20 protein-coding genes are annotated in these 20,925 nt (G+C 71.2%); 13 read left to right on the plus strand and 7 right to left on the minus strand.

Features of this window, described 5'->3' with window-relative positions; all coding sequences use genetic code 11:
* The first annotated feature begins 294 nt into the window (after positions 1 to 294).
* Entirely contained in the window at positions 295 to 1,515 is a 1,221-nt protein-coding gene (locus RI138_RS19495) for an amidohydrolase family protein (protein ID WP_311120977.1), read from the plus strand.
* Between the two features lie 53 nt (positions 1,516 to 1,568).
* Here the strand turns inward: RI138_RS19495 and RI138_RS19500 are convergent, their stop codons facing one another.
* Together RI138_RS19500 and RI138_RS19505 are read right to left on the minus strand one after the other, a co-directional pair.
* Positions 1,569 to 2,405: a MerR family transcriptional regulator gene (locus RI138_RS19500; RefSeq protein WP_311120978.1), complete on the minus strand. Its 837-nt coding sequence runs from the start codon at positions 2,403 to 2,405 to the stop codon at positions 1,569 to 1,571.
* A gap of 173 nt (positions 2,406 to 2,578) precedes the next feature.
* Positions 2,579 to 2,782 (minus strand): cold-shock protein, encoded by a 204-nt coding sequence (locus RI138_RS19505; protein ID WP_003967102.1) that lies wholly within the window; start codon positions 2,780 to 2,782, stop codon positions 2,579 to 2,581.
* Between the two features lie 329 nt (positions 2,783 to 3,111).
* On the opposite strand from RI138_RS19505, the gene RI138_RS19510 reads away from it, so the two are divergent.
* From RI138_RS19510 to RI138_RS19525, 4 genes are all read left to right on the plus strand, one after another.
* Positions 3,112 to 3,993, plus strand: a complete 882-nt coding sequence (locus RI138_RS19510; protein ID WP_096624862.1) for a menaquinone biosynthetic enzyme MqnA/MqnD family protein — start codon at positions 3,112 to 3,114, stop codon at positions 3,991 to 3,993.
* Between the two features lie 247 nt (positions 3,994 to 4,240).
* A complete protein-coding gene (locus RI138_RS19515) occupies positions 4,241 to 6,163 on the plus strand; it encodes a serine/threonine-protein kinase (RefSeq protein WP_311120979.1) in 1,923 nt (640 codons plus the stop codon).
* A gap of 71 nt (positions 6,164 to 6,234) precedes the next feature.
* Positions 6,235 to 7,434 (plus strand): cyclic dehypoxanthinyl futalosine synthase, encoded by a 1,200-nt coding sequence (mqnC, locus tag RI138_RS19520; RefSeq protein WP_311120980.1) that lies wholly within the window; start codon positions 6,235 to 6,237, stop codon positions 7,432 to 7,434.
* A gap of 7 nt (positions 7,435 to 7,441) precedes the next feature.
* Positions 7,442 to 8,107 carry an imidazolonepropionase-like domain-containing protein gene (locus RI138_RS19525; RefSeq protein WP_311120981.1) on the plus strand — a complete coding sequence of 222 codons (666 nt, stop codon included), beginning with the start codon at positions 7,442 to 7,444 and terminating at the stop codon, positions 8,105 to 8,107.
* Positions 8,108 to 8,136: 29 nt separating this feature from the next.
* Here the strand turns inward: RI138_RS19525 and RI138_RS19530 are convergent, their stop codons facing one another.
* From RI138_RS19530 to RI138_RS19540, 3 genes are read right to left on the minus strand one after another with little or no spacing between them, the layout of a single operon-like run.
* Positions 8,137 to 9,261 carry a DUF3152 domain-containing protein gene (locus tag RI138_RS19530; protein ID WP_311120982.1) on the minus strand — a complete coding sequence of 375 codons (1,125 nt, stop codon included), beginning with the start codon at positions 9,259 to 9,261 and terminating at the stop codon, positions 8,137 to 8,139.
* Complete coding sequence (locus tag RI138_RS19535) at positions 9,258 to 10,178, minus strand: hypothetical protein (protein WP_311120983.1); 921 nt, start codon at positions 10,176 to 10,178, stop codon at positions 9,258 to 9,260. The genes RI138_RS19530 and RI138_RS19535 overlap by 4 nt, the downstream gene beginning before the upstream one ends.
* A gap of 9 nt (positions 10,179 to 10,187) precedes the next feature.
* The gene (locus RI138_RS19540; protein ID WP_311120984.1) at positions 10,188 to 10,721 is read right to left on the minus strand and encodes a SigE family RNA polymerase sigma factor; all 534 of its coding nucleotides are present in this window, start codon (positions 10,719 to 10,721) and stop codon (positions 10,188 to 10,190) included.
* A gap of 315 nt (positions 10,722 to 11,036) precedes the next feature.
* Between RI138_RS19540 and RI138_RS19545 the strand changes: the two genes are divergently transcribed.
* Positions 11,037 to 11,729 carry a demethylmenaquinone methyltransferase gene (locus tag RI138_RS19545; protein ID WP_096624874.1) on the plus strand — a complete coding sequence of 231 codons (693 nt, stop codon included), beginning with the start codon at positions 11,037 to 11,039 and terminating at the stop codon, positions 11,727 to 11,729.
* Positions 11,730 to 11,750: 21 nt separating this feature from the next.
* On the opposite strand, the gene RI138_RS19550 is transcribed toward RI138_RS19545, so the two are convergent.
* A complete protein-coding gene (locus RI138_RS19550; RefSeq protein ID WP_311120985.1) occupies positions 11,751 to 12,278 on the minus strand; it encodes a GNAT family N-acetyltransferase in 528 nt (175 codons plus the stop codon).
* Between the two features lie 97 nt (positions 12,279 to 12,375).
* On the opposite strand from RI138_RS19550, the gene RI138_RS19555 reads away from it, so the two are divergent.
* From RI138_RS19555 to RI138_RS19565, 3 genes are all read left to right on the plus strand, one after another.
* Positions 12,376 to 13,659 (plus strand): geranylgeranyl reductase family protein, encoded by a 1,284-nt coding sequence (locus tag RI138_RS19555; RefSeq protein WP_311120986.1) that lies wholly within the window; start codon positions 12,376 to 12,378, stop codon positions 13,657 to 13,659.
* Between the two features lie 601 nt (positions 13,660 to 14,260).
* Positions 14,261 to 14,485, plus strand: a complete 225-nt coding sequence (locus tag RI138_RS19560; RefSeq protein ID WP_311120987.1) for a hypothetical protein — start codon at positions 14,261 to 14,263, stop codon at positions 14,483 to 14,485.
* 535 nt (positions 14,486 to 15,020) lie between these two features.
* Positions 15,021 to 16,313 (plus strand): MFS transporter, encoded by a 1,293-nt coding sequence (locus RI138_RS19565; RefSeq protein ID WP_311120988.1) that lies wholly within the window; start codon positions 15,021 to 15,023, stop codon positions 16,311 to 16,313.
* Position 16,314: 1 nt separating this feature from the next.
* On the opposite strand, the gene RI138_RS19570 is transcribed toward RI138_RS19565, so the two are convergent.
* Positions 16,315 to 17,175, minus strand: a complete 861-nt coding sequence (locus RI138_RS19570) for a C40 family peptidase (protein ID WP_096624886.1) — start codon at positions 17,173 to 17,175, stop codon at positions 16,315 to 16,317.
* A gap of 767 nt (positions 17,176 to 17,942) precedes the next feature.
* Here RI138_RS19570 and RI138_RS19575 point away from each other — a divergent pair.
* From RI138_RS19575 to RI138_RS19590, 4 genes are read left to right on the plus strand one after another with little or no spacing between them, the layout of a single operon-like run.
* Positions 17,943 to 18,302, plus strand: a complete 360-nt coding sequence (locus tag RI138_RS19575) for an NADH-quinone oxidoreductase subunit A (RefSeq protein WP_311120989.1) — start codon at positions 17,943 to 17,945, stop codon at positions 18,300 to 18,302.
* 18 nt (positions 18,303 to 18,320) lie between these two features.
* On the plus strand, positions 18,321 to 18,875 hold the full coding sequence (locus RI138_RS19580; protein WP_096624888.1) for a NuoB/complex I 20 kDa subunit family protein: 555 nt from the start codon (positions 18,321 to 18,323) through the stop codon (positions 18,873 to 18,875).
* Positions 18,872 to 19,597, plus strand: a complete 726-nt coding sequence (locus tag RI138_RS19585) for an NADH-quinone oxidoreductase subunit C (protein ID WP_311120990.1) — start codon at positions 18,872 to 18,874, stop codon at positions 19,595 to 19,597. The genes RI138_RS19580 and RI138_RS19585 overlap by 4 nt, the downstream gene beginning before the upstream one ends.
* Positions 19,597 to 20,919 (plus strand): NADH-quinone oxidoreductase subunit D, encoded by a 1,323-nt coding sequence (locus tag RI138_RS19590; RefSeq protein WP_096624892.1) that lies wholly within the window; start codon positions 19,597 to 19,599, stop codon positions 20,917 to 20,919. The genes RI138_RS19585 and RI138_RS19590 overlap by 1 nt, the downstream gene beginning before the upstream one ends.
* Positions 20,920 to 20,925: the final 6 nt, after the last annotated feature.

A 20,925-nucleotide genomic window follows, 5' to 3' on the forward strand; every position in this document is an offset into this window, starting at 1 on the left:
CGCTCGTCTGCGGGACATGCCGGGTGGTGCCGCCTGCGCCCGAATGCTCGCCCCTGTCCGCTCGTGTACGCCCGTGCCTGCCCGTGCGTCGCAAGTGCGGGATGCATCCGGATTGCTCGGTACCGCTGGTATCGCGCTCAACAGTCTGCCTTGTCGCGGGCGAACTCGTCAGCAGTGGGTGACGCTCTGCACAAGCCCTCGACAACGATTCGGGTGCCGCTCCCCGCGCCGCTCCCGTCGCCGATGCGCGCACGCCAGCTGACGGTTCGTCAGATCGGCGCTACCGTGGAACGCATGGAGACCTTCCCGAAGATCATCTCGGTGGACGACCACACGGTGGAGCCCGCTCATGTCTGGCGGGACCGGCTCCCGTCCCGGTACGCGGACTCCGGACCCCGCATCGTCCGCGCGCCGCTGAAGGAAATGACCTTCATGGGCGGAAAGTTCGCGCCCGTGATGGGTGCGAAGGGCGACGAAGGGCCGGTCGGCGACTGGTGGGTGTACGAGGACCTGCACCGCCCCCTCACCCGCCTGGACACCGCCGTCGGCTACGACAGGGACGAGATCAAGCTGGAGATCATCACCTACGAGCAGATGCGGCCGGGCTCCTTCTCGGTCCCGGACCGGCTCGCCGACATGGACGTCAACCACGTCCAGTCCGCGCTCTGCTTCCCCACCTTCCCGCGCTTCTGCGGGCAGACGTTCACCGAAGCGAAGGACCGCGAGCTGGGGCTGCTCGGGGTGCGCGCGTACAACGACTGGATGGTGGAGGAGTGGTGCGGTCCCGAGGCGCGGGGCCGCCTCATCCCGCTCACCCTCGTCCCCCTGTGGGACGCCGAACTGGCCGCCGCCGAGGTCCGGCGCAACGCGGCGCGGGGGGTGCGCGCGGTAGCGTTCTCCGAGATACCTCCCCACCTCGGACTTCCGTCGATCCATACGGACGACTGGGATCCGTTCCTCGCGGCCTGTGACGAGACCGGCACCGTCATCGCCATGCACATCGGCTCTTCGTCCAGGATGCCGTCCACCTCCGCCGACGCCCCGCCCGCCGTCGGCTCCACCATCACCTTCGCCAACTGCTGCTTCTCGATGGTCGACTGGCTGATGAGCGGCAAGTTCGAACGCTTCCCGGGCCTGAGGATCATGTACGCGGAGGGCCAGATCGGCTGGATTCCGTACGTTCTGGAGCGCGCCGACGTGGTGTGGGAGGAGAACCGGGCCTGGGGCGGCGTCGCTGACAAGGTCCACCGCCCGCCGTCCGAGCTGTTCGCGGACCACGTCTACGGCTGCTTCTTCGACGACGCCTTCGGGCTGAGGAACCTCGACGCGATCGGCGTCGGAAACGTCCTGTACGAGACGGACTACCCGCACTCCGACTCCACCTGGCCCCGCTCCCGCGAGGTCGGCGAGGAGCAGATGGGCCACCTGGCCCCGGACGTCGTCGACCGGATCGTCCGCGGAAACGCGATCGACCTGCTGGGGCTCACGGAGGACGGGCTCTGGGCGGGGGCGTAGAAGTACCCGCGTACGGGGAGGGGGCCGCCGCCCCTCGCCGTACGCGGGCCGGGTCAGGCCTTGCTCACCGGCTCCACCGGCTCCTGGAGCTCCGTGACCCACAGGTTCCGGTCCGGCGGGCACTCCAGGCTGACCTCACGGGAGTAGCCGACGGAGCGGTAGCCGTTGGCGTCCAGCCAGCGGGCCAGGGTCTGGACCGTCGGCATCACGTCGTCCATCGCGCCCCGGTGCACGATCGTCGCCGCCTCGAACGGCGGCAGCTCCACCACACGCACCCCGGTGCCGCCGACCGGGCCCACCGGGGCCGACACCGTCACGCCCGCGTGCACCACCATCGCGCCGCCGCCCTCGGGGGCGTCCTCGTAGCGGGCGACCCCGGGGCCGGTGGGCCGGACTCCGGCGCCCTCCAGGAGCGGGAAGAGCTCCTCGTACAGCGGGCCGATCACCGGTCCGATGTCCTGCGGCTGATAGCTCGCGGCCGTGCCGGTCAGCTCGGCCACCCGGACCCCGGGAACGGTCTTGATCACAACGTCGTCGGCAGGCATGCGCCCCTCGCTCTCGATCGACCGGAGCCTCGCCTCGACCCGGGCCAGCCGCTCCGACGCGGCCGTCACGGCCTCCGCCAGCTCGGCCCGGCGCAGCCGCAGCATCCCGCGCAGCTCCTCCGGGCCGAGCTGCTCGTCCAGGACGGCCCGCACCTGCTGGAGCGTGAAGCCCAGGTCCTTGAGCGCGATGATCCGGTTGAGCCGGGCGAGCTGTGCCGCGCCGTAGTGGCGGTAGCCCGTGGCGGGGTCGGTGCGGTCCGGGCGCAGCAGCCCGATGGCGTCGTAGTGGCGCAGCATCCGGGCCGACACCCGCCCGTACCTGGCGAAGTCTCCGATGGTGAACATGATGGCTCCCACTGCACGGCTTCACACGGTGTGAAGGTCAAGCGCCGCCGGGTCCTCGTGATGGCTCGCGCACGGGACCGTACACAGGCAGGAGCCCCGTTCCTCCGCCGAAGCGGGGGAGCGGGGCTCCTTGGGTACTGCTATGTGCGGCCGCGATCGGCCGACCCGGGCAACTAGGCCGGGGTGACGTTCTCAGCCTGCGGACCCTTGGGCCCCTGAGTGACGTCGAAGTTCACGACCTGGTTCTCCTCAAGGGAGCGGAACCCGGACGCGTTGATCGCGGAGTAGTGAACGAAGACATCCGGGCCGCCGCCGTCCTGGGCGATGAAGCCGAAGCCCTTTTCAGCGTTGAACCACTTGACGGTTCCGGTAGCCATAAGCCCTCCTTGGGCCAAAGGGTTGCCCTGCTCCAGAACCTGCAAACAAGTCTGAAAACTACAAAAGCCTGCGGGTTACATGCTCCGCAGGCTCTGTACTGCAAGGGAAACCAAACTGCAACTTGCGGGCGAGCCTAGCACGCAGTCTCAGGAGAGCGGTAGAGGGAAAGATCACCCCACTCGAAAGTTTGATCGCCTCCCTCCGGTGTTCGCCGAACCGTCGACCTGGCGTTCGCGGATTCGTCGCCCGGACGTTCGCCGAGTCGTCACCCGGACGTTCGCCGGGCCCCGGTGATGCCGGGGGCCCGGCGCGGGTCTAGCCTCGCGATGTGGACAATTCAACTGTCTCCCCCCGCCAAGGCGACGACGACCGCCGCACCCGGCCCCGCGTCGGCCACATCCAGTTCCTGAACTGCCTCCCGCTCTACTGGGGCCTTGCGCGGACGGGGACACTGCTCGACCTGGAGCTCTCCAAGGACACCCCGGAGCGGCTCAGCGAGCAGCTGGTCCGGGGGGACCTGGACATCGGCCCGGTCACCCTCGTGGAGTACCTGCGCAACGCCGACGACCTGGTCGCCTTCCCCGACATCGCGGTCGGCTGCGACGGTCCCGTCATGTCCTGCGTGATCGTCTCGCAGCTCCCGCTGGAGCAGCTCGACCGGGCCCGGGTGGCGCTCGGCTCGACCTCCCGCACATCCGTGCGCCTGGCCCAGCTGCTGCTGGCCGAGCGTTACGGGGTCCGGCCCGACTACTACACCTGCCCGCCCGACCTGGGGCTGATGATGCAGGAGGCCGACGCCGCGGTGCTGATCGGCGACGCCGCGCTCCGCGCCAACCTGCACGACGCCCCCCGGCTCGGGCTCCAGGTCCACGACCTGGGCCAGATGTGGAAGGAGTGGACGGGGCTGCCGTTCGTCTTCGCCGTCTGGGCGGCCCGCAAGGACTTCCTGGCCGCGCGGCCCGAGCAGACGGCCCAGGTCCACGAGGCGTTCCTCGCCTCCCGGGACCTCTCCCTGGAAGAGGTCGCCAAGGTCGCGGAGCAGGCCGCCCGCTGGGAGGCCTTCGACGCGAAGGTGCTGGAGCAGTACTTCACGACGCTCGACTTCCGCTTCGGCCCGGACCAGCTGGCCGGCGTCCGCGAGTTCGCCCGCCGCACGGGCCGGGACACCGGCTACCCGGCGGATGTCCAGGTGGAACTGCTCGGCGACTGACGCGCGAATTCCCTTTCCCTCTTACGGAATTCTGCTGAACTCCAGGGCGGAACAACACAGCGGAACAACGCGGCGGAACAACACAATCGCGCCTTTCCCCGTGGCGAAAACATCCCCTCCTGCCCCGAGAAGGGGGAATGGTCCGACCGTTTCCCGGTGACCGCGCCGGTGGCGCCCCCTAGGCTTCGGTCCGAGTCCGGACCGAACACAGGGTTCAGCCGTCCACAGGGTTCACAGGGGAGTCCATATGCAGCCGCTGGAAGCGGGCGAACCGCACACCATCGGTGCCTACCGGCTGCTCGGCAGGCTCGGCGCGGGCGGTATGGGCCGGGTGTATCTCGGACGCAGCGCCGGAGGCCGTACGGTCGCGGTCAAGGTCGTCCACCCCCACTTCGCCCTCGACGAGCAGTTCCGCGCCCGGTTCCGGCGCGAGGTGGAGTCCGCCCGTCGCATCGGTGCCCAGTGGACGGCCCCGGTCCTGGACGCCGACCCGGACGCGCCGGTGCCGTGGGTGGCGACCGGCTACGTGGCCGGGCCGCCCCTCTCCCAGGCGATCACCGAGCACGGCCCGCTGCCCGAGCACGCGGTACGCACCCTGGGGGCGGGTCTCGCCGAGGCGCTCGCGGCCGTCCACGGGCAGGGCATCGTCCACCGCGACGTGAAGCCGTCCAACGTGCTTCTGGCCCTCGACGGCCCCCGCCTCATCGACTTCGGCATCGCCCGGGCGCTCGGCGCGACCGTCTCGCTCACCTCCACCGGGGTCTCCGTCGGCTCGCCCGGCTACATGGCACCCGAGCAGATCCGGGGCCGGGACGTCTCGGGCGCCGCGGACGTCTTCTCGCTGGGCGCGGTCCTCGTGTACGCGGCGACGGGCGAGGCCCCCTTCCCGGGCGACTCCTCCGCCGTACTCCTCTACAAGGTGGTCCACGAGGAACCCGAGCTGGGCGACCTGGAGGGAGAACTGCGCGAGGTGGTCGCGGGCTGTCTGGCCAAGGACCCGGACGCCCGTCCCGCCCCGGCCGACCTCGCCCGGACGCTCGCTCCCGGCGGTGCGGCTGCGATGGTCGCGGGCGGCTGGCTCCCGGGCCGGCTGGTGCGCGAGGTCAGCCGGTCCGCGGTGGCGCTGCTCGACCTGGAACCGCAGGACGCGCCCGTGCAGTCGGGCCCGGTGCCGTTCAGCAGCGCATCGCTGGGAGCGGGAGCCGGAGGGGGAGAAAGAGCGGGCGCAGGGGCGGCGGCAGGGGTGCCCGCCCCGGACCGGGGCGGCCTGGACGGCGCGGACGGCGGGGACAGCAACGGGGGTCGTCCCGGCGGCCTCGGGGCATTCGGGCCGCCCGGCCCGCCCCCGCAGGACGCCCCCTTCGGCACACCGCCCGGCACGGGCGGGCCGGACCGGGCGACCGCACCAGGCCGTGACCCCGGCCGCAACGCCTCCGGTACCCCCGGCCCGGGCGCCCCAGGCACGGGTCCGCTTCCCGGGCAGCGCAACGGAGACCCCCGCTTCTCCATGAGCGTCAGCGCCGAGAACCGGCGGACTCCGGGCGAGCGCCGCAGCCGCCGGGTGAGCTGCACGGTCGCCCTGGCCGTGGCGGGCGCGCTCGCCGTCGTCACCCTCGGCACGGGCCTGCTCGACGGCCTCTTCCCGGGTGGCGGCGCCGACCGGGGCGAGGGCAACGACGCCGCGGCCACCCCGCCGTCCGCCACCGCCTCCGGCTCGCCCTCCGCGCCCGCGTCGGCGGAACCGTCCCCCTCCGGGTCGGGCGACCCCACCGACGCGGGCGACGCCCCGGTGAGCGCGTTGCCGAAGGCGTACATCGGCACCTGGGAGGGTCCGCTCACCGAGAAGACGAGCGGACAGCCCCACGGCACCCTCACCGCGGTCTTCACCGAGGGCAAGAAGGGCGCCCAGGTCGTGCGGATGTCCAACACCGTCTCCCAGCTCGGCATCACGGTCACCTGCAACAGCGTCGGCACCCTCACCTCCGGCACCGCCGATGAGCTGAACGTCCGCGAACGCACCGACCCGGACCGCCCCAGCACCCCGGGACTCTGCACCACCACCGAGGCGGACCTGGTCTTCCGCCTCACCGACGACGACACGCTGGAGTACCGCTCGAAGGAACGCGCCGCGGGTCTTCCGTACGGGAAGCTCACCCGGTCCGGCGGCTGACGGCGCAAGGGGCTGGCGTACGCTGGATCGGTCCGTGGATCCTCAAAAAACCGCCGAAAGGTGACAGCCCGGTGACCGAGAAGGCCGACCTTCAGCCCGTCCTCGACCGAGCCGCCGAGGGCGGTCGGATCACCCCGGAGGAGGCGCTCGACCTCTACCGGTCCGCGCCGCTGCACGCGCTGGGTGCTGCCGCCGACGCCGTACGCCGCCGCCGCTACGCCGGTACGGAACACATCGCGACGTACATCATCGAGCGCAACATCAACTACACCAACGTGTGCGTGACGGCCTGCAAGTTCTGCGCCTTCTACGCCCCGCCCAAGGCCACCGACAAGGGCTGGACCCGCGATCTCGACGACATCCTGCGCCGCTGCGCGGAGACCGTGGAGCTGGGCGGCACCCAGATCATGTTCCAGGGCGGCCACCACCCGGACTACGGCGTCGAGTACTACGAGGAGCACTTCTCCGCGATCAAGAAGGCGTTCCCGCAGCTGGTCATCCACTCCCTCGGCGCCTCCGAGATCGAGCACATGGCACGGATCTCCAAGGTCTCCGCCGAGGAGGCCATCAGCCGTATCCACGCCGCCGGGCTCGACTCCTTCGCCGGTGCGGGCGCGGAGCTGCTGCCCGCCCGGCCGCGTACCGCCATCGCCCCCCTCAAGGAGTCCGGCGAGCGGTGGCTGGAGATCATGGAGATCGCGCACGGCCTGGGTGTGGAGTCCACCTCCACCATGCTGATGGGCACCGGCGAGACCAACGCCGAGCGCATCGAGCACCTGCGGATGATCCGGGACGTGCAGGACCGTACGGGCGGCTTCCGCGCCTTCATCCCGTACACCTACCAGCCGGAGAACAACAAGCTGAAGGGACAGACGCAGGCCACGCTCTTCGAGTACCTGCGGATGATCGCCATCGCCCGGCTCTTCCTCGACAACGTCGCCCACATCCAGGGCTCCTGGCTGACCACCGGCAAGGAGGCCGGCCAGCTGTCGCTGCACTACGGCGCGGACGACCTCGGTTCGATCATGCTGGAGGAGAACGTCGTCTCCTCGGCCGGGGCCAAGCACCGCTCCAACCGGCTGGAGATCATCGACCTGATCCGCAAAGCGGACCGGGTCCCGGCCCAGCGCGCCACGACGTACGAGCACCTCGTCGTGCACGACGACCCGGCGATGGACCCGGTCGACGAGCGCGTGGTCTCGCACATCTCGTCCACCGCGATCGAGGGCGGCACGGCCCACCCGGAGCTGAAGCTCCTCAACGCCAACTGACGCCCCTGTGCTGACGATTCACGCCGCGCAGCTGGTCCTGCCGGTCGGCGCGGTGCCAGTTGGGGACGGTGCCGGTGGCGCCGTGGCGGTGGACGGCGACCGGATCGCCGCCGTCGGTCCGTACGAGGAGGTCTCCGCCGCGTACCCGGCGGCCAGGGTCCGCCGCTGGCCCGGCCTCCTCACGCCCGGCCTCCGCCAGGACCACGCCCGGGAGCTGCTCACCCGCTGCTACCACCCGGACCCGCGCGAGGCCGACGAGCTGGGTGAACTTCCGCTGTGGGGCGAGGAGTTCGAGCGGATCGCGGCGGCGATGGACGCACCCCGGCGGGCGGGCAGCGTCCGGCGCGGGCTCCAGCGGATGCTGCGGCACGGGACCACCCATGTGGTGGGCCCGTTCGGCGCGGACGAGCCCGCGCTGCGGACGGCCGTCTCCCGGGCGGGGCTGATCCAGGTGAGTCCCCCGTACCCGCCGGAGGCCCCGGGCCCCGCGGACCTGGACCCCTTCGCGGCGGGCGGCGACCTCGCCTCCACCGTGCACGGCCCGCTGACCGTCGGCGGCCGCGCGGACCTCGCCGTGTTCGACGTGCCCGACGAGGCGGCGCTGCGCGCGGGCGGGGCCGGGCGCTGCGTGGCGACGGTGCTCGCGGGCCGGCTGGTGCACCGCGCCCGCTGAGGCCGGCTCCGCATCCTCCGTGGAGGAGGTCAGGGCACCTTCGGGCCTCCCAGATAGCGCCCCTTCGCGTCGTACGGCCAGGCGTTGGCGACGCAGCCCTTCAGCCCCTTGATCTGCTGCATCATCGCGGGCGCGGGGCGGCCCTTGCCGGGACAGGTCTCGTGGCCGCGCCCCAGCCAGTGGCCCACTTCGTGGTTGATGATCAGTGCCCGGTACTCGGAGACGGGCCCGTCGAACTGCGGTGAACCGAGCAGCCAGCGCTTCAGGTTGACCATCACCTTCTCGCCGCCCCGGCAGTTGACCTCGCCACGGGTGTCCAGGCCGAACTGGCCGCACAGCCGGTCCGTGGTCGCCGGAGTCGCGATCCGGATCACCAGCCCCGCCGACCCGTCGGCGACCTGGCGGAACGAGCGCTCGCCGCCCTGGTTCCAGCCGCGCGGGTCGGCCAGGACGGCGGCGACGTCCTCGGCTGCCCGGTCGGGGTCGACGCCGATGCCGTCCTCCACCTCAACCCGGTACGCGCTGCCCTTGCCGGACGCCGTGACCCCCGCGCGGGCGACGGTGAACGTGCCGGGCCCCGAGGCGGGGACGTCCCCTGGCGCCGGCCCGTCGGCCGCGGGTTCATCCGCTGCGGGTTCATCGTCCGCGGGCTCCTCCGCGGTGGGCGAGGGCGACGGGGGCGTGGGCTTCGGCCGTACGGGCTCCGCCGTGTCGTCCGGTCCGCCGGGCGCAGCCGTAGGGGTCCCGGCGGGGCCCGCCGCCTCCGCCGGGTCGCCCGCGCCCTGCCAGGGGCGGCCGACGAGGAGCGCCGCGCCCGCCACGACCGCGAGCGCCAGCACGGCGAGACCGGTCACCCGGCGCCGGTTCCGCCGCCTGCGCCGGACCAGCGACCGGGAGCGTGACCGGGACGGAGACCGTTCCTGTGACCGTTTCTGCGACCGCGCCTGCGATCGGGACTGTGATCGGGAACGCGACCGGGACCGCGACCGTGACCGGGACCCTTCCTGTGACCGTTCCTGCGATCGGGCGTGGCCCGTCGGCCGCGTGCGGCCGTGCGCGGGTCCGGGAGCCGGGTCCGGCGGCACGAGGAAGGTGTCCGCTTCGCGGCCCCCGTACGCGGGCGGCAGGGTGCCCGTGGTGCGGCGGCGCGTCACGAGGCGCCCCCGCTCCGCGGCACCGGGTCGGTGTCGGCGTACGCGACCAGCTCCCGGAACCGCGGGCTCTCCGCCACCCGGATCAGGTCCCCGGTGGTGAGGGGCGTGCCACTCGACCCGGACGGCGCGGGGGAGACGGACAGTGCCACCGTGCTGCGGCCGACCTGGTAGCGGAGGGAGACCACCGTTCCCGTCCGCCCCTCGGCGGGCTGCCGGAACACCTGGGCGGGCGTGCCGTCGGCCAGGATGACCTTGCCGCAGGTCAGCCCCTTGTCCGGGAGGTCCCGGCAGGTCGGCGCCGCGCTCCCCGCAACCGGGTGCACCGACAGGCGGACGGAGTGCACGACGCCGCCGCGCCGCCCCTGGTAGTTCTGCGCGCCGTCGCCGACGGGGCGGACGGTCCCGATCGACGAGGGCAGCAGGGCGTCCAGCGCCCCGGCCGCACGCCGCCGGAACTCCTCCAGGCGCTGGGCCTCCTCGGGGGTGAGGGGCGGCGGGGCGGCGCGGGACGGGGTCGCGGCGGACGGAGTCGTCGGCCCGTCCGCGGAGTGCGTCGGCACAGGGGTGGACGTGGGGGGCGTCATGTCGGGGCGGGGCTCCGTCTGTTGGGGTGAGGGGCTGGGCGCGGGCAGGGAGAGGGACGGTCCGGCGGGAGTGGCGGGTACGGTGTCCGGCCGCGACAGCAGCCAGGGGCCCAGCACGGAGAGGCCCAGCGTCAGGGCGGTGACCGCGACGAACGTGCCCGCGACCGCGGCCGCCCGGTTCCTGGCCCGCCGCCGGTGGCCCTCCCGTACGGCCTCGGGGACCAGGTCGGGCAGGGGGGACAGGGTGTCGGCGGTGCGGTGCAGGGCGTCCCGGAGGAGCTGTTCGTCGTGCGCGGAGGACGGCGGGCGCTGCTCGTACGGTTCGGGTTTCACGACCGGCCCTCAGCTTCCTGTGGTGTAGAGCTGGACGTCGCCCATCCGGGCGCGCAGTCGGACGAGCGAACGCGAGCACTGGCTCTTCACCGTGGACTCACTGCACCGCAGCAGCGTGGCGACGGTCTCCACGCTCAGGTCGTCCCAGTACCGCAGGACGACCATCGCCCGTGCGCGGGGCGGGAGTTCGGCGAGCAGGGCGAGCAGCGTCACCCGGAGGTCCGCGCCCGGAGCCGGGTTGGGCTGCGGGCGGGGCGCGTTGCGGTTGTGGGCGAGGAGATCCCGTACGGAGCGGCGTCGTTCGGCCACGAAGGTGCGGACGAGGACGGTCTTGGCGTAGGCGTCGAGGTTGTCCGCCCGGCTCGCCCGGCGCCAGTGCTGGAAGAGCTTGGCGAGCGTGGTCTGCGTCAGGTCCTGGGCGCCCTCGACATCCCCGCACAGCAGGTAGGCCGTCCGGTACAGCCGTCGTTGCCCGTTCCGTGCGTACGCCTCGAACGCGGCACTGTCGCCGTCCGCCACGGCGGGCTCCGACCCTGCCGGCATCCGCCCTCCCCTCTCCTTCTCCTGCGTTTCCGCTCTCCCACCCCTTACAGAGCGGGCATGTGCCGAAAAGGTTGAAGAGTAGTGAAGATCAGTTCGAGAGATGTGCGGACCGGCTCAGCGCACCGGTCACGCGCCGGTCACGCATCGATCACGCACCGGTCATGCACCGGTTCGCCGCAGCACTCGGAGCCCTGCTGGTGGCGACGGCCTGCGGTGGGGGCGTACGGCCTGCGGTGCGGGCGCGCTGAACACCCCGTACGACGTCACCGAGACCGCTCCCACTGATCCGTACGGCGGGGCTGCTTGAATGGAAGGGTGACCCGAGCCTCCCTGGAAAAGCAGCCGCACGAAGTCGCCTCGATGTTCGACGGTGTGGCGGCCAACTACGACCTGACCAACGACGTGATCTCGCTCGGCCAGGCCCGGCTGTGGCGCAAGGCGGTCGCGGCGGCGGTCGACGCCCGCCCCGCGCAGAAGATCCTCGACCTGGCGGCCGGTACGGCGACCTCCTCGCAGCCCTTCGTGAAGGCGGGCGCCTACGTCGTACCGTGCGACTTCTCGCTCGGCATGCTCAAGGTCGGCAAGGAACGCCACCCGTGGATGCCGTTCACCGCGGGCGACGGTATGAAGCTGCCGTTCAAGGACGAGACGTTCGACACCGTCACGATCTCCTTCGGGCTGCGGAACATCCAGGACACCGATGTCGCGCTGCGTGAGCTGTACCGGGTGACGAAGCCCGGCGGGCGGGTCGTGATCTGCGAGTTCTCGCAGCCGACCTGGACGCCGTTCCGCACGGTCTACACGGAGTACCTGATGCGCGCGATCCCGCCGGCCGCACGCGCGGTGTCCTCCAACCCGGACGCGTACGTCTATCTCGCCGAGTCGATCCGCGACTGGCCCGACCAGCCCGCTCTCGCCGCACTTCTTCAGAAGGCGGGCTGGTCCAAGGTCGCCTGGCGCAATCTGACCGGCGGCGTGGTGGCCCTGCACCGGGCCACCCGCGCCTGACGTTCCCGTAACCGCCCGGGCTCAGAGCTCCAGCCGGAAGCAGTGGGCCTCCTGGCCGCGCGGGGTGGCGTACGACTCGGCCCGCCGCATCCCGAGCCGTTCCGCCACCGCCGTCGACCGGGCGTTACGGGAGTGGATCATCGCGACCACCTCGCTCACCCCGGCCGCGCGGACCCGCTCCAGCGTGGCGCGGGCGGCGACGGTGGCGTACCCGCGCCCCCACGCCGCGCGCCCCAGCCGCCAGCCGATCTCGGTCGCGCCGACCGGCCCGTAGTGGGTGTGCGGCCACGGCTGCGCCCCGGTGAAGCCGAGCACGGTGTCGTCCTCGTCGGTGAGGGTCCACAGGCAGTAGCCGAGCTCCGCGTCGTGGCGGCGCTGGCGGGCGGTGAGTTCCTCGTACACGGAGAAGTCCGCTCTGCGCCCCCCGAAGTACTCCATGACCTCGGGGTCGTCGAATATCCGGTACCAGCTCAGGGCGTCTTCGTCGGTGGGAACACGGAGGCGTACGACGGGGGCCGAAGCAGGGGGCGAAGCAGGCGCGATCGACATGGGGGAGCCCTTCGGAGGGTGGATCTGCAGGCCCCCATAGACTGCACGGGACATGTGCCGCGCGGCACGCGAATTCGAGTCTTCGGGAGATCCGACCGTGACCGAGCCCCTCTCCGAGCACAGCGCGGACGTGATCGTCGTCGGAGCGGGCCCAGCCGGCTCCACGACCGCGTACTACCTCGCCAAGGCCGGACTCGACGTCCTGCTCCTGGAAAAGACCGCCTTCCCCCGGGAGAAGGTCTGCGGCGACGGGCTGACGCCCCGCGCCACGAAACAGCTCGTCTCCATGGGGATCGACATCTCCGAGGAGGCGGGCTGGCTGCGCAACAAGGGCCTGCGCATCATCGGCGGCGGCGTCCGGCTCCAGCTGGACTGGCCGGAACTCGCCTCCTACCCGGACTACGGACTGGTCCGCAAGCGCGACGACTTCGACGAACAGCTGGCCCAGCAGGCGCAGAAGGCGGGCGCCCGGCTGTACGAGCGCTGCAACGTGGGCGCGCCCATCCGCGACGAGCGCACCGGCCGCATCACCGGCGTCGAGGCGAAGCTCGGCGAGGAGAAGACCCCGGTCACCTTCCACGCCCCGCTCGTCGTCGCCGCCGACGGCAACTCCACCCGGCTCTCCCTCGCGATGGGCCTGCACCGCCGCGACGACCGCCCCATGGGCGTCGCCGTCCGTACGTACTTCACCTCCCCCCGCCACGACGACGACTACCTGGAGTCCTGGCTGGAGCTGTGGGACCGGCGCGGCGCCGAGGACCGGCTGCTGCCCGGCTACGGCTGGATCTTCGGCATGGGCGACGGCACCTCCAACGTCGGCCTCGGCATCCTCAACTCCTCCTCCGCGTTCAAGGAGCTGGACTGGCGAGAGGTTCTCAAGGCCTGGTGCGCCTCGATGCCGGAGGACTGGGGCTACACCCCGGAGAACATGACGATGCCGATCCGGGGCGCGGCCCTCCCGATGGCCTTCAACCGCCAGCCGCACTACACCAAGGGCCTCCTGCTCGTCGGCGACGCGGGCGGCATGGTCAACCCGTTCAACGGCGAGGGCATCGCCTACGCCATGGAGTCCGGCCAGATCGCGGCCGACGTCATCGTCCAGGCCCACGCCCGCGCCACCCCCGCCCAGCGCGAACTGGCCCTGAACAACTACCCGAAGGTCCTCAAGGAGACCTACGGCGGCTACTACACGATGGGTCGTGCCTTCGTGAAGCTGATCGGCAATCCGAAGGTCATGAAGGTCGCCACCCAACGCGGCCTGACCCACCCGCTCCTGATGAAGTTCACCCTCAAGATGCTCGCCAACCTGACCGACCCCCAGGGCGGCGACGCCATGGACCGCATCATCAACGGCCTCTCGAAGGTGGCCCCGAAGGCGTAAGGCCCGCGGCTGTCCGCCGCCCCGACGGGAGCATCGCCGGGGCGGTCGCCTGCGTACGGAGTGCGAAGACGGAGTGTGGGGCGGAGCACACGAGGGGACGCAGGGCCCTCTCGCCGTGCTCCGTCGGCGCGGTCCCGGCGGGCTCGGTGACACGCGAGCTGGTCCTCCACGCGGCCGACGACCGCCCCTCGGGCGGAGAGCGGGACCGTACGGCGGCCGACCGTCTCTACGAGCCGGCCGGGTTCGTGGAGGCCGACCGGCTGTGGTCCGACGCACTGCGGCCGGGACCGGCCTCCGCCCGGGCTCGCCTTCCACGTCCTGGGCGAGGACCGGCGCCTGACCACCCCGCTTCCGCGTCGTACTCTGACTCCCTCCAGCCACCCCGCCACGCATATTCCGCAGCTTCCCGGGTGATCCTGTGCGATGATTTGCGCGCCTCCCCCGGTCGTCGGGCAGCCCCCGGGCCGGTCGGCGCCCGCCCCGCCCGTAGCGGCGCGCGCGGTGCGTACGACGCTTCATGACGCACGCTCACATCGATCGCAGGCCAGCGGGGTACGGAACAAGCCGATACAGCGCTGCTCGACCCCAAGGACAGACAGCCATGACCACCACATCCCTGCCCCGGAACTCCGCACGCCCGGAACCGGCCGCCACGGACACCGCCGTACCCCAGCACCACGGCCTCTTCCTGGAGCCCCACTTCGCCGTCGACCCGACCGCGACGGACGACGACGAGGACCTGGACTCCCCGTACGACGCCCTGCCCGCCCCCACCACGTCGGCGCGGGAGCCCGAGCGGACGAACCGCCGCCCCCGCCGCCGCTGACCACCCGGCACGCGCCCTCCGGCGAGGACAGCCGCGTGGCGCCTTCCGCCGGGGCAGCCGCTGGTCGAGCCTTCGGCCGGGGCAACTGCTGATTCGTGTGCCTCAGGCCTGGTCAGCTCCGGAAGCCCGGCGGAAGCCCGCCGGAAGCCGCCGGAAATCCGCTGGATGCCCCGCCGCCCCGCGCGTACCCTTGCCCCATGACCAGCCCCGAGTCCGACAGACTCCGGCCACCGGTGCGCCGGTGGCCGTGTTCGTGCTGAGCGTCGCCGACTGACCCCTCGGGGCCCATCGGCCCCTTCTCGTACGGTTCCACGCCCGCCGGATCACCGCGGGCACGGGCCGTTCCCACCCGCGTACGCGCTGAGGTACCGACGCAAAGTACCGCCGTACGCAGGGTTCGTGACCCGGTCGATCCCGGCCGGGCACTCCTCGGCGCCGCACCTCGCCTCCTTCCGGGCGGTGCGTCCGCGCGGTCCGCATCCCCGCACCCGGTCTGTCTGTCGACCGACGGTTCCGTCCAAGGGGCTTTCCACTCATGCCATTCGCTGTCTACGTCCTCGGGCTCGCGGTCTTCGCCCAGGGCACCTCCGAGTTCATGCTGTCCGGGCTCGTCTCGGGCATCGCCGCCGACCTGAACGTCTCCCTGTCCGCCGCCGGGCTCCTCACCTCCTCCTTCGCCGTCGGGATGGTCGTCGGCGCCCCCCTGATGGCCCTGTCCAGCCGCACCTGGCCCCGCCGCCGCGCGTTGCTGTTCTTCCTCGCGGTGTTCGTCGCCGTCCATGTCGCCGGTGCGCTCACCCCGAGCTACGGGGTACTCCTCGCGACCCGCTTTGTCGGGGCCCTGGCCAACGCGGGCTTCTGGGCGGTGGCTCTGACGACCGCGGTCGCGCTGGTCCCCGACGGGCTGAAGGGCCGGGCCACTGCCGTGGTCGTCGGCGGGGTCACGGTCGCCTGCGTGGTGGGCGTACCGGCGGGCGCGGTGCTGGGGGAGTGGTGGGGGTGGCGGTCGGCGTTCTGGGCGGTCGCCCTCGTCTCCCTGCCCGCCGTCCTCGCGATCCTGCGCTCGGTCCCGGGCGGCCGGGGTACGGACACGGGCGGCGAGGGCACGATCCCGGTCGGCCGGGGCACGGACACGGGCGCGGCTTCTGCATCCGTCGCATCCGTACGTACGGACAAGGGCACCGATTCCGTATCCGTACGGGACGAACTGCGCGCGCTCGCCGGGCCCCGGCTGCGGCCGACGCTGGTCACGATGGCCCTGGTGCAGGGGGCGACCTTCTGCACCTTCTCCTATCTGGAGCCGCTCCTCACCCGGGAGGCGGGCCTGGGCGCGGTCTGGGTGCCGGTGTCCCTGGCGTTGTTCGGGGCGGGGGCGTTCGCCGGGGTCACGGTGGCGGGCCGGTTCGCCGACGCGCGCCCGGTCGCCGTCATCGCCACCGGCATGGTCGCCCTCGCCCTCGGCTGGGCCGCGCTCGCCCTGACGGCGGGCAGCCCTGTCCTCGCCCTGGCCCTGATCCCGCTCCTGGGGATGCTCGCCTTCGGTACCGGCACCGCGCTGATCACCCAGGTCCTGAGCCTCGCCCCCGGCGCCCCGACGCTCGCCGGGGCGTTCTCCACGACCGCGTTCAACCTGGGGGCGACGGTGGGGCCATGGGCGGGCGGCCTGGCCCTGGACGCCGGGTCCGGCTACCGGGCGCCCGCCTGGGTGAGTGCCCTGCTGATGGGCGCGGCGCTGCTCGTCGCCGCGACAACGGCCGGGAGCCGCCGCTCCCGAGCGGGGGAGCGGCGGCTCTCAGCCGTGCAACGGAGCGCCCGAGGGCGCTTGTGAATCAGAGAACGCGGACCGCGCCGGTCGGCCGGTCGTAGTCCATGGAACGCTGCACGGTGCCGGTGCTGGAGTTCTGCGCACCGACGAACTGGCCGCCGCCCACGTAGATCGCGACGTGGTAGGCGCTGCCGGCGCTGCCCCAGTACAGGATGTCGCCGGGCTGGAGGTTGTTCAGGGAGACCTGGGTGCCGACGGTCGACTGGGCCTGCGAGACGCGCGGGAGGTCGATGCCCGCCGTGCGGTACGCGGCCTGGACCAGGCCGGAGCAGTCCCAGGCGTTGGGGCCGGTGCCGCCGGACACGTACGCGTCGCCGACCTGGGCCTTGGCGAACGCCACGATGGACGCGGCGGAGCCGCTGACGTTCGACGAGGAGGACGAGGAGGACGAGGGGGCGGAGGCGGACGCGGAGCTGTCCGAGGAGCCCGTGGAGCCGGAGGAGGCGCTGAGCGTCGTGCGCTCGGCGGTGCGGGAGGCGCGCTCGGCCCGCTCCTTGGCCTCCGCCTCGGCCTTGGCGGCCGCTTCGGCCTTCTTCTTGGCCTCGGCCTTGCGGACGGCCTCGGCGTGCGCCTTCTTGGCCTTCTTCGCGGCGCTCTCGGCCGCGGCAGCCTCGTCGGCCTGCGTCTCCAGGTCGAGGGCGACCTGCTGGGTGGCCTGGGCGGAGGCGGCGACCACGGTGGAGAGCCCGGAGGTGATGGTGGGCATCTCGATCGTCTGGGTCACCGGTTCGGCCTGGGCCGGACCCGCGGCACCCGCGACCGCGATGGTGCTGAGGACGCCACCGGCAACTCCGGCCCGCAGTGCCGACTTCGAGGCGCGCTGGCGGGGCTTCCGGTGGCTGGGTATGTGAGCGGTGTGGGACATGGGTACTAGCGCTATCAGGGCTGTAGGGGTCCCATCAAGAAACGTGTGTTGCGACACAGTTACGTTCGGAATCTGTGAATCCGCTTTCTGAGGGCCTTTATTGACGCCGTAACGGGCAAAACGGTCAGGCGGGATCAGGCCCGTGATCACTGGCTTTCGGTAATACGCCCGAATTGCCCGTCGCTTACCATCCGTTCACACCGATGGCCAAGCCCGGTTTTCCCGCGGCGCGGGCCGAGTGACGCAGGTCACGGCATGAGTATCCGGCGGCAGGCAACCCTCGCGCCCGCGACCGCGGTCCGCCCCTGTTCGGTGGCGGGCGCCCCGTCGTCTCTTCCGGAAGTTCGTGAATGCGTGCACATGTCCCCTTCGGTCCTCGCCGCCCCTCGTCCGGGTGAGGGATGGTGAGGACGCGGGTGCTCTTATCACCCCGCCGCAGTCCATCGCCAATTTGCCTGTAGTGGCTGTCCATTGATAGCGCGACACTTCTTTGACCAGCGGTAACGCCGCCGAATGTCACGTCTCGTGATCACTCGGCCGCTTCGCGTACGAAGATCACCGCTCATACGACTTCATGATCCTTCGTCAGGTGGTGGAGATCACAAAGACGTTGTCGCACCCCGTGTCGCAGATCACAGGGGGACGGGCATAGGATGCGGGGCAGTCGGGCTTGTGAACTGCCTCACATGTGCACGATCTTGGTGAGGTGGCGAGCCGGTCGCCCGATGCGGTCCAACGGTCAAGGACGACTGGAAGGAGCGAGGAGCGTGAATGCCTACGCGCCCATCCTCGTGCTCGGCGCCCTCGGGGCAGGGTTTGCGATCTTCTCCGTGGTCATGGCCACGCTTATCGGCCCCAGGCGATACAACCGGGCAAAGCTCGAAGCGTACGAGTGCGGCATCGAACCCACGCCGACGCCGGCCGGAGGCGGCCGCTTTCCCATCAAGTACTACCTGACGGCGATGCTTTTCATCGTCTTCGACATCGAGATCGTCTTCCTCTATCCCTGGGCGGTCTCCTTCGACGCCCTGGGGATCTTCGGGCTCGTGGAGATGCTGCTCTTCGTGCTCACCGTCTTCGTCGCCTATGTGTATGTCTGGCGTCGCGGCGGCCTGGAATGGGACTGAGGGGCTGAGGGGCACACCATGGGACTCGAAGAGAAACTGCCGAGCGGCTTCGTTCTGACCACGGTCGAGCAGGCCGCGGGCTGGGTGCGGAAGGCCTCCGTCTTCCCGGCCACGTTCGGACTCGCCTGCTGCGCCATCGAGATGATGACGACTGGCGCGGGCCGCTACGACCTGGCCCGGTTCGGTATGGAGGTCTTCCGCGGATCGCCGCGCCAGGCCGACCTGATGATCGTCGCGGGACGGGTGAGCCAGAAGATGGCCCCCGTCCTGCGGCAGGTCTATGACCAGATGCCCAACCCCAAGTGGGTCATTTCCATGGGGGTTTGTGCTTCATCGGGTGGAATGTTCAACAATTACGCCATTGTGCAAGGTGTTGATCACATTGTCCCGGTCGATATCTATTTGCCGGGTTGTCCGCCACGTCCCGAGATGCTGCTGGACGCCATCCTCAAGCTCCACCAGAAGATCCAGGGCGGCAAACTCGGGGTCAACGCCGAGGAGGCCGCACGCGAGGCGGAGGAGGCGGCCCTCAACGCGCTGCCCCTGATCGAGATGAAGGGGCTGCTGCGGTGAGCGAGCACACCCACGGCGACGAGCAGAACGGCAACGGCGTACCCGCCCCGCGCGACACCGGTGGCGAGGTCATCCGCGTCCGCAAGGGCATGTTCGGAGCGAACAACGGCGGCGATACCTCCGGCTACGGCGGTCTCGTCCGGACGGTCACCCTGCCGGGAGCCTCCTCCCGGCCCTACGGCGGCTGGTTCGACGAGGTGGCCGACGAGCTCGAAGGGGCCCTGGAGGAACAGGACCTGCTTCCCGAGAACGCCATCGAGAAGACGGTCGTCGACCGCGACGAGCTGACCTTCCACATCGCCCGCGAACACCTGGTCCAGGTCGCCCGCACCCTGCGCGACGACCCCGCCCTGCGCTTCGAGCTCTGCACGGGCGTCAGCGGCGTCCACTTCCTCGGCGACAAGGGCCGCGAGCTGCACGCTGTCTACCACCTGCGGTCCCTCACCCACGGCCGGCTCATCCGGCTGGAGGTCTCCGCCCCGGACAGCGACCCGCACGTCCCCTCGCTCGTCGAGGTCTATCCGACCAACGACTGGCACGAGCGCGAGACGTACGACTTCTTCGGGCTCGTCTTCGACGGGCACCCGGCCCTGACCCGGATCATGATGCCGGACGACTGGCAGGGCTTCCCGCAGCGCAAGGACTACCCGCTCGGCGGCATCGCCGTCGAGTACAAGGGCGCCCAGATCCCGGCTCCGGACCAGCGGAGGTCGTACTCCTGATGACCACACCCCACGCAACACCCCGTGCCACGACCGAGGGGACTGTATATACAGTCACCGGCGGCGACTGGGACGAGGTCGTCGAATCCGCCGCCAAGTCCGACGACGAACGCATCATCGTCAACATGGGCCCCCAGCACCCGTCCACGCACGGCGTGCTGCGGCTGATCCTGGAGATCGACGGCGAGACCGTCACCGAGGCCCGCTGCGGCATCGGCTACCTCCACACCGGCATCGAGAAGAACCTCGAATTCCGCAACTGGACCCAGGGCACCACCTTCGTCACGCGGATGGACTACCTGACGCCGTTCTTCAACGAGACGGCGTATTGCCTGGGCGTCGAGAAGCTCCTCGGCATCGAGGACCAGATCCCCGACCGGGCCACCGTCCTGCGCGTGCTCCTGATGGAGCTCAACCGGCTCGCCTCGCACCTCGTGTGCATCGCCACCGGCGGCATGGAGCTCGGCGCGACCACGATCATGATCTACGGCTTCCGCGATCGTGAACTCGTTCTCGACCTCTTCGAGCTGATCACCGGCCTGCGGATGAACCACGCGTTCGTCCGCCCCGGCGGCCTCGCCCAGGACCTGCCCCCGGGCACGGTCGACCAGCTGCGCGAGTTCATCAAGACCATGAAGAAGAACCTGCCGGAATACGACAAGCTCGCCACCGGCAACCCCATCTTCAAGGCCCGCATGCAGGACATCGGCTACCTCGACCTCACCGGCTGCATGGCGCTCGGCGCCACCGGCCCGGTGCTGCGCTCCGCCGGACTCCCGCACGACCTGCGCAAGAGCGACCCGTACTGCGGCTACGAGACCTACGACTTCGAGGTCCCCACCGCTGACACCTGCGACTCCTACGGCCGCTTCCTCATCCGGCTGGAGGAGATGCGCCAGTCGCTGCGCATCATCGAGCAGTGCATCGACCGCCTGGAGCCGGGTCCGGTCATGGTCGCCGACAAGAAGATCGCCTGGCCCGCCCAGCTCGCCCTGGGCGCCGACGGCCTCGGCAACTCGCTCGACCACATCAGGAACATCATGGGCACCTCCATGGAGGCCCTGATCCACCACTTCAAGCTGGTGACCGAGGGCTTCCGGGTCCCGGTCGGGCAGGTGTACACCGCCGTCGAGTCCCCCAAGGGCGAACTCGGCGTGCACGTCGTCTCCGACGGCGGAACCCGCCCCTACCGGGTCCACTTCCGCGACCCGTCCTTCACCAACCTGCAGGCCATGGCGGCGATGTGCGAAGGCGGCCAGGTCGCCGACGTCATCGTCGCCGTCGCGTCCATCGACCCCGTGATGGGAGGCGTCGACCGGTGACCGCAT

This window comes from Streptomyces durocortorensis (assembly GCF_031760065.1).
Taxonomy (GTDB): Bacteria; Actinomycetota; Actinomycetes; order Streptomycetales; family Streptomycetaceae; genus Streptomyces.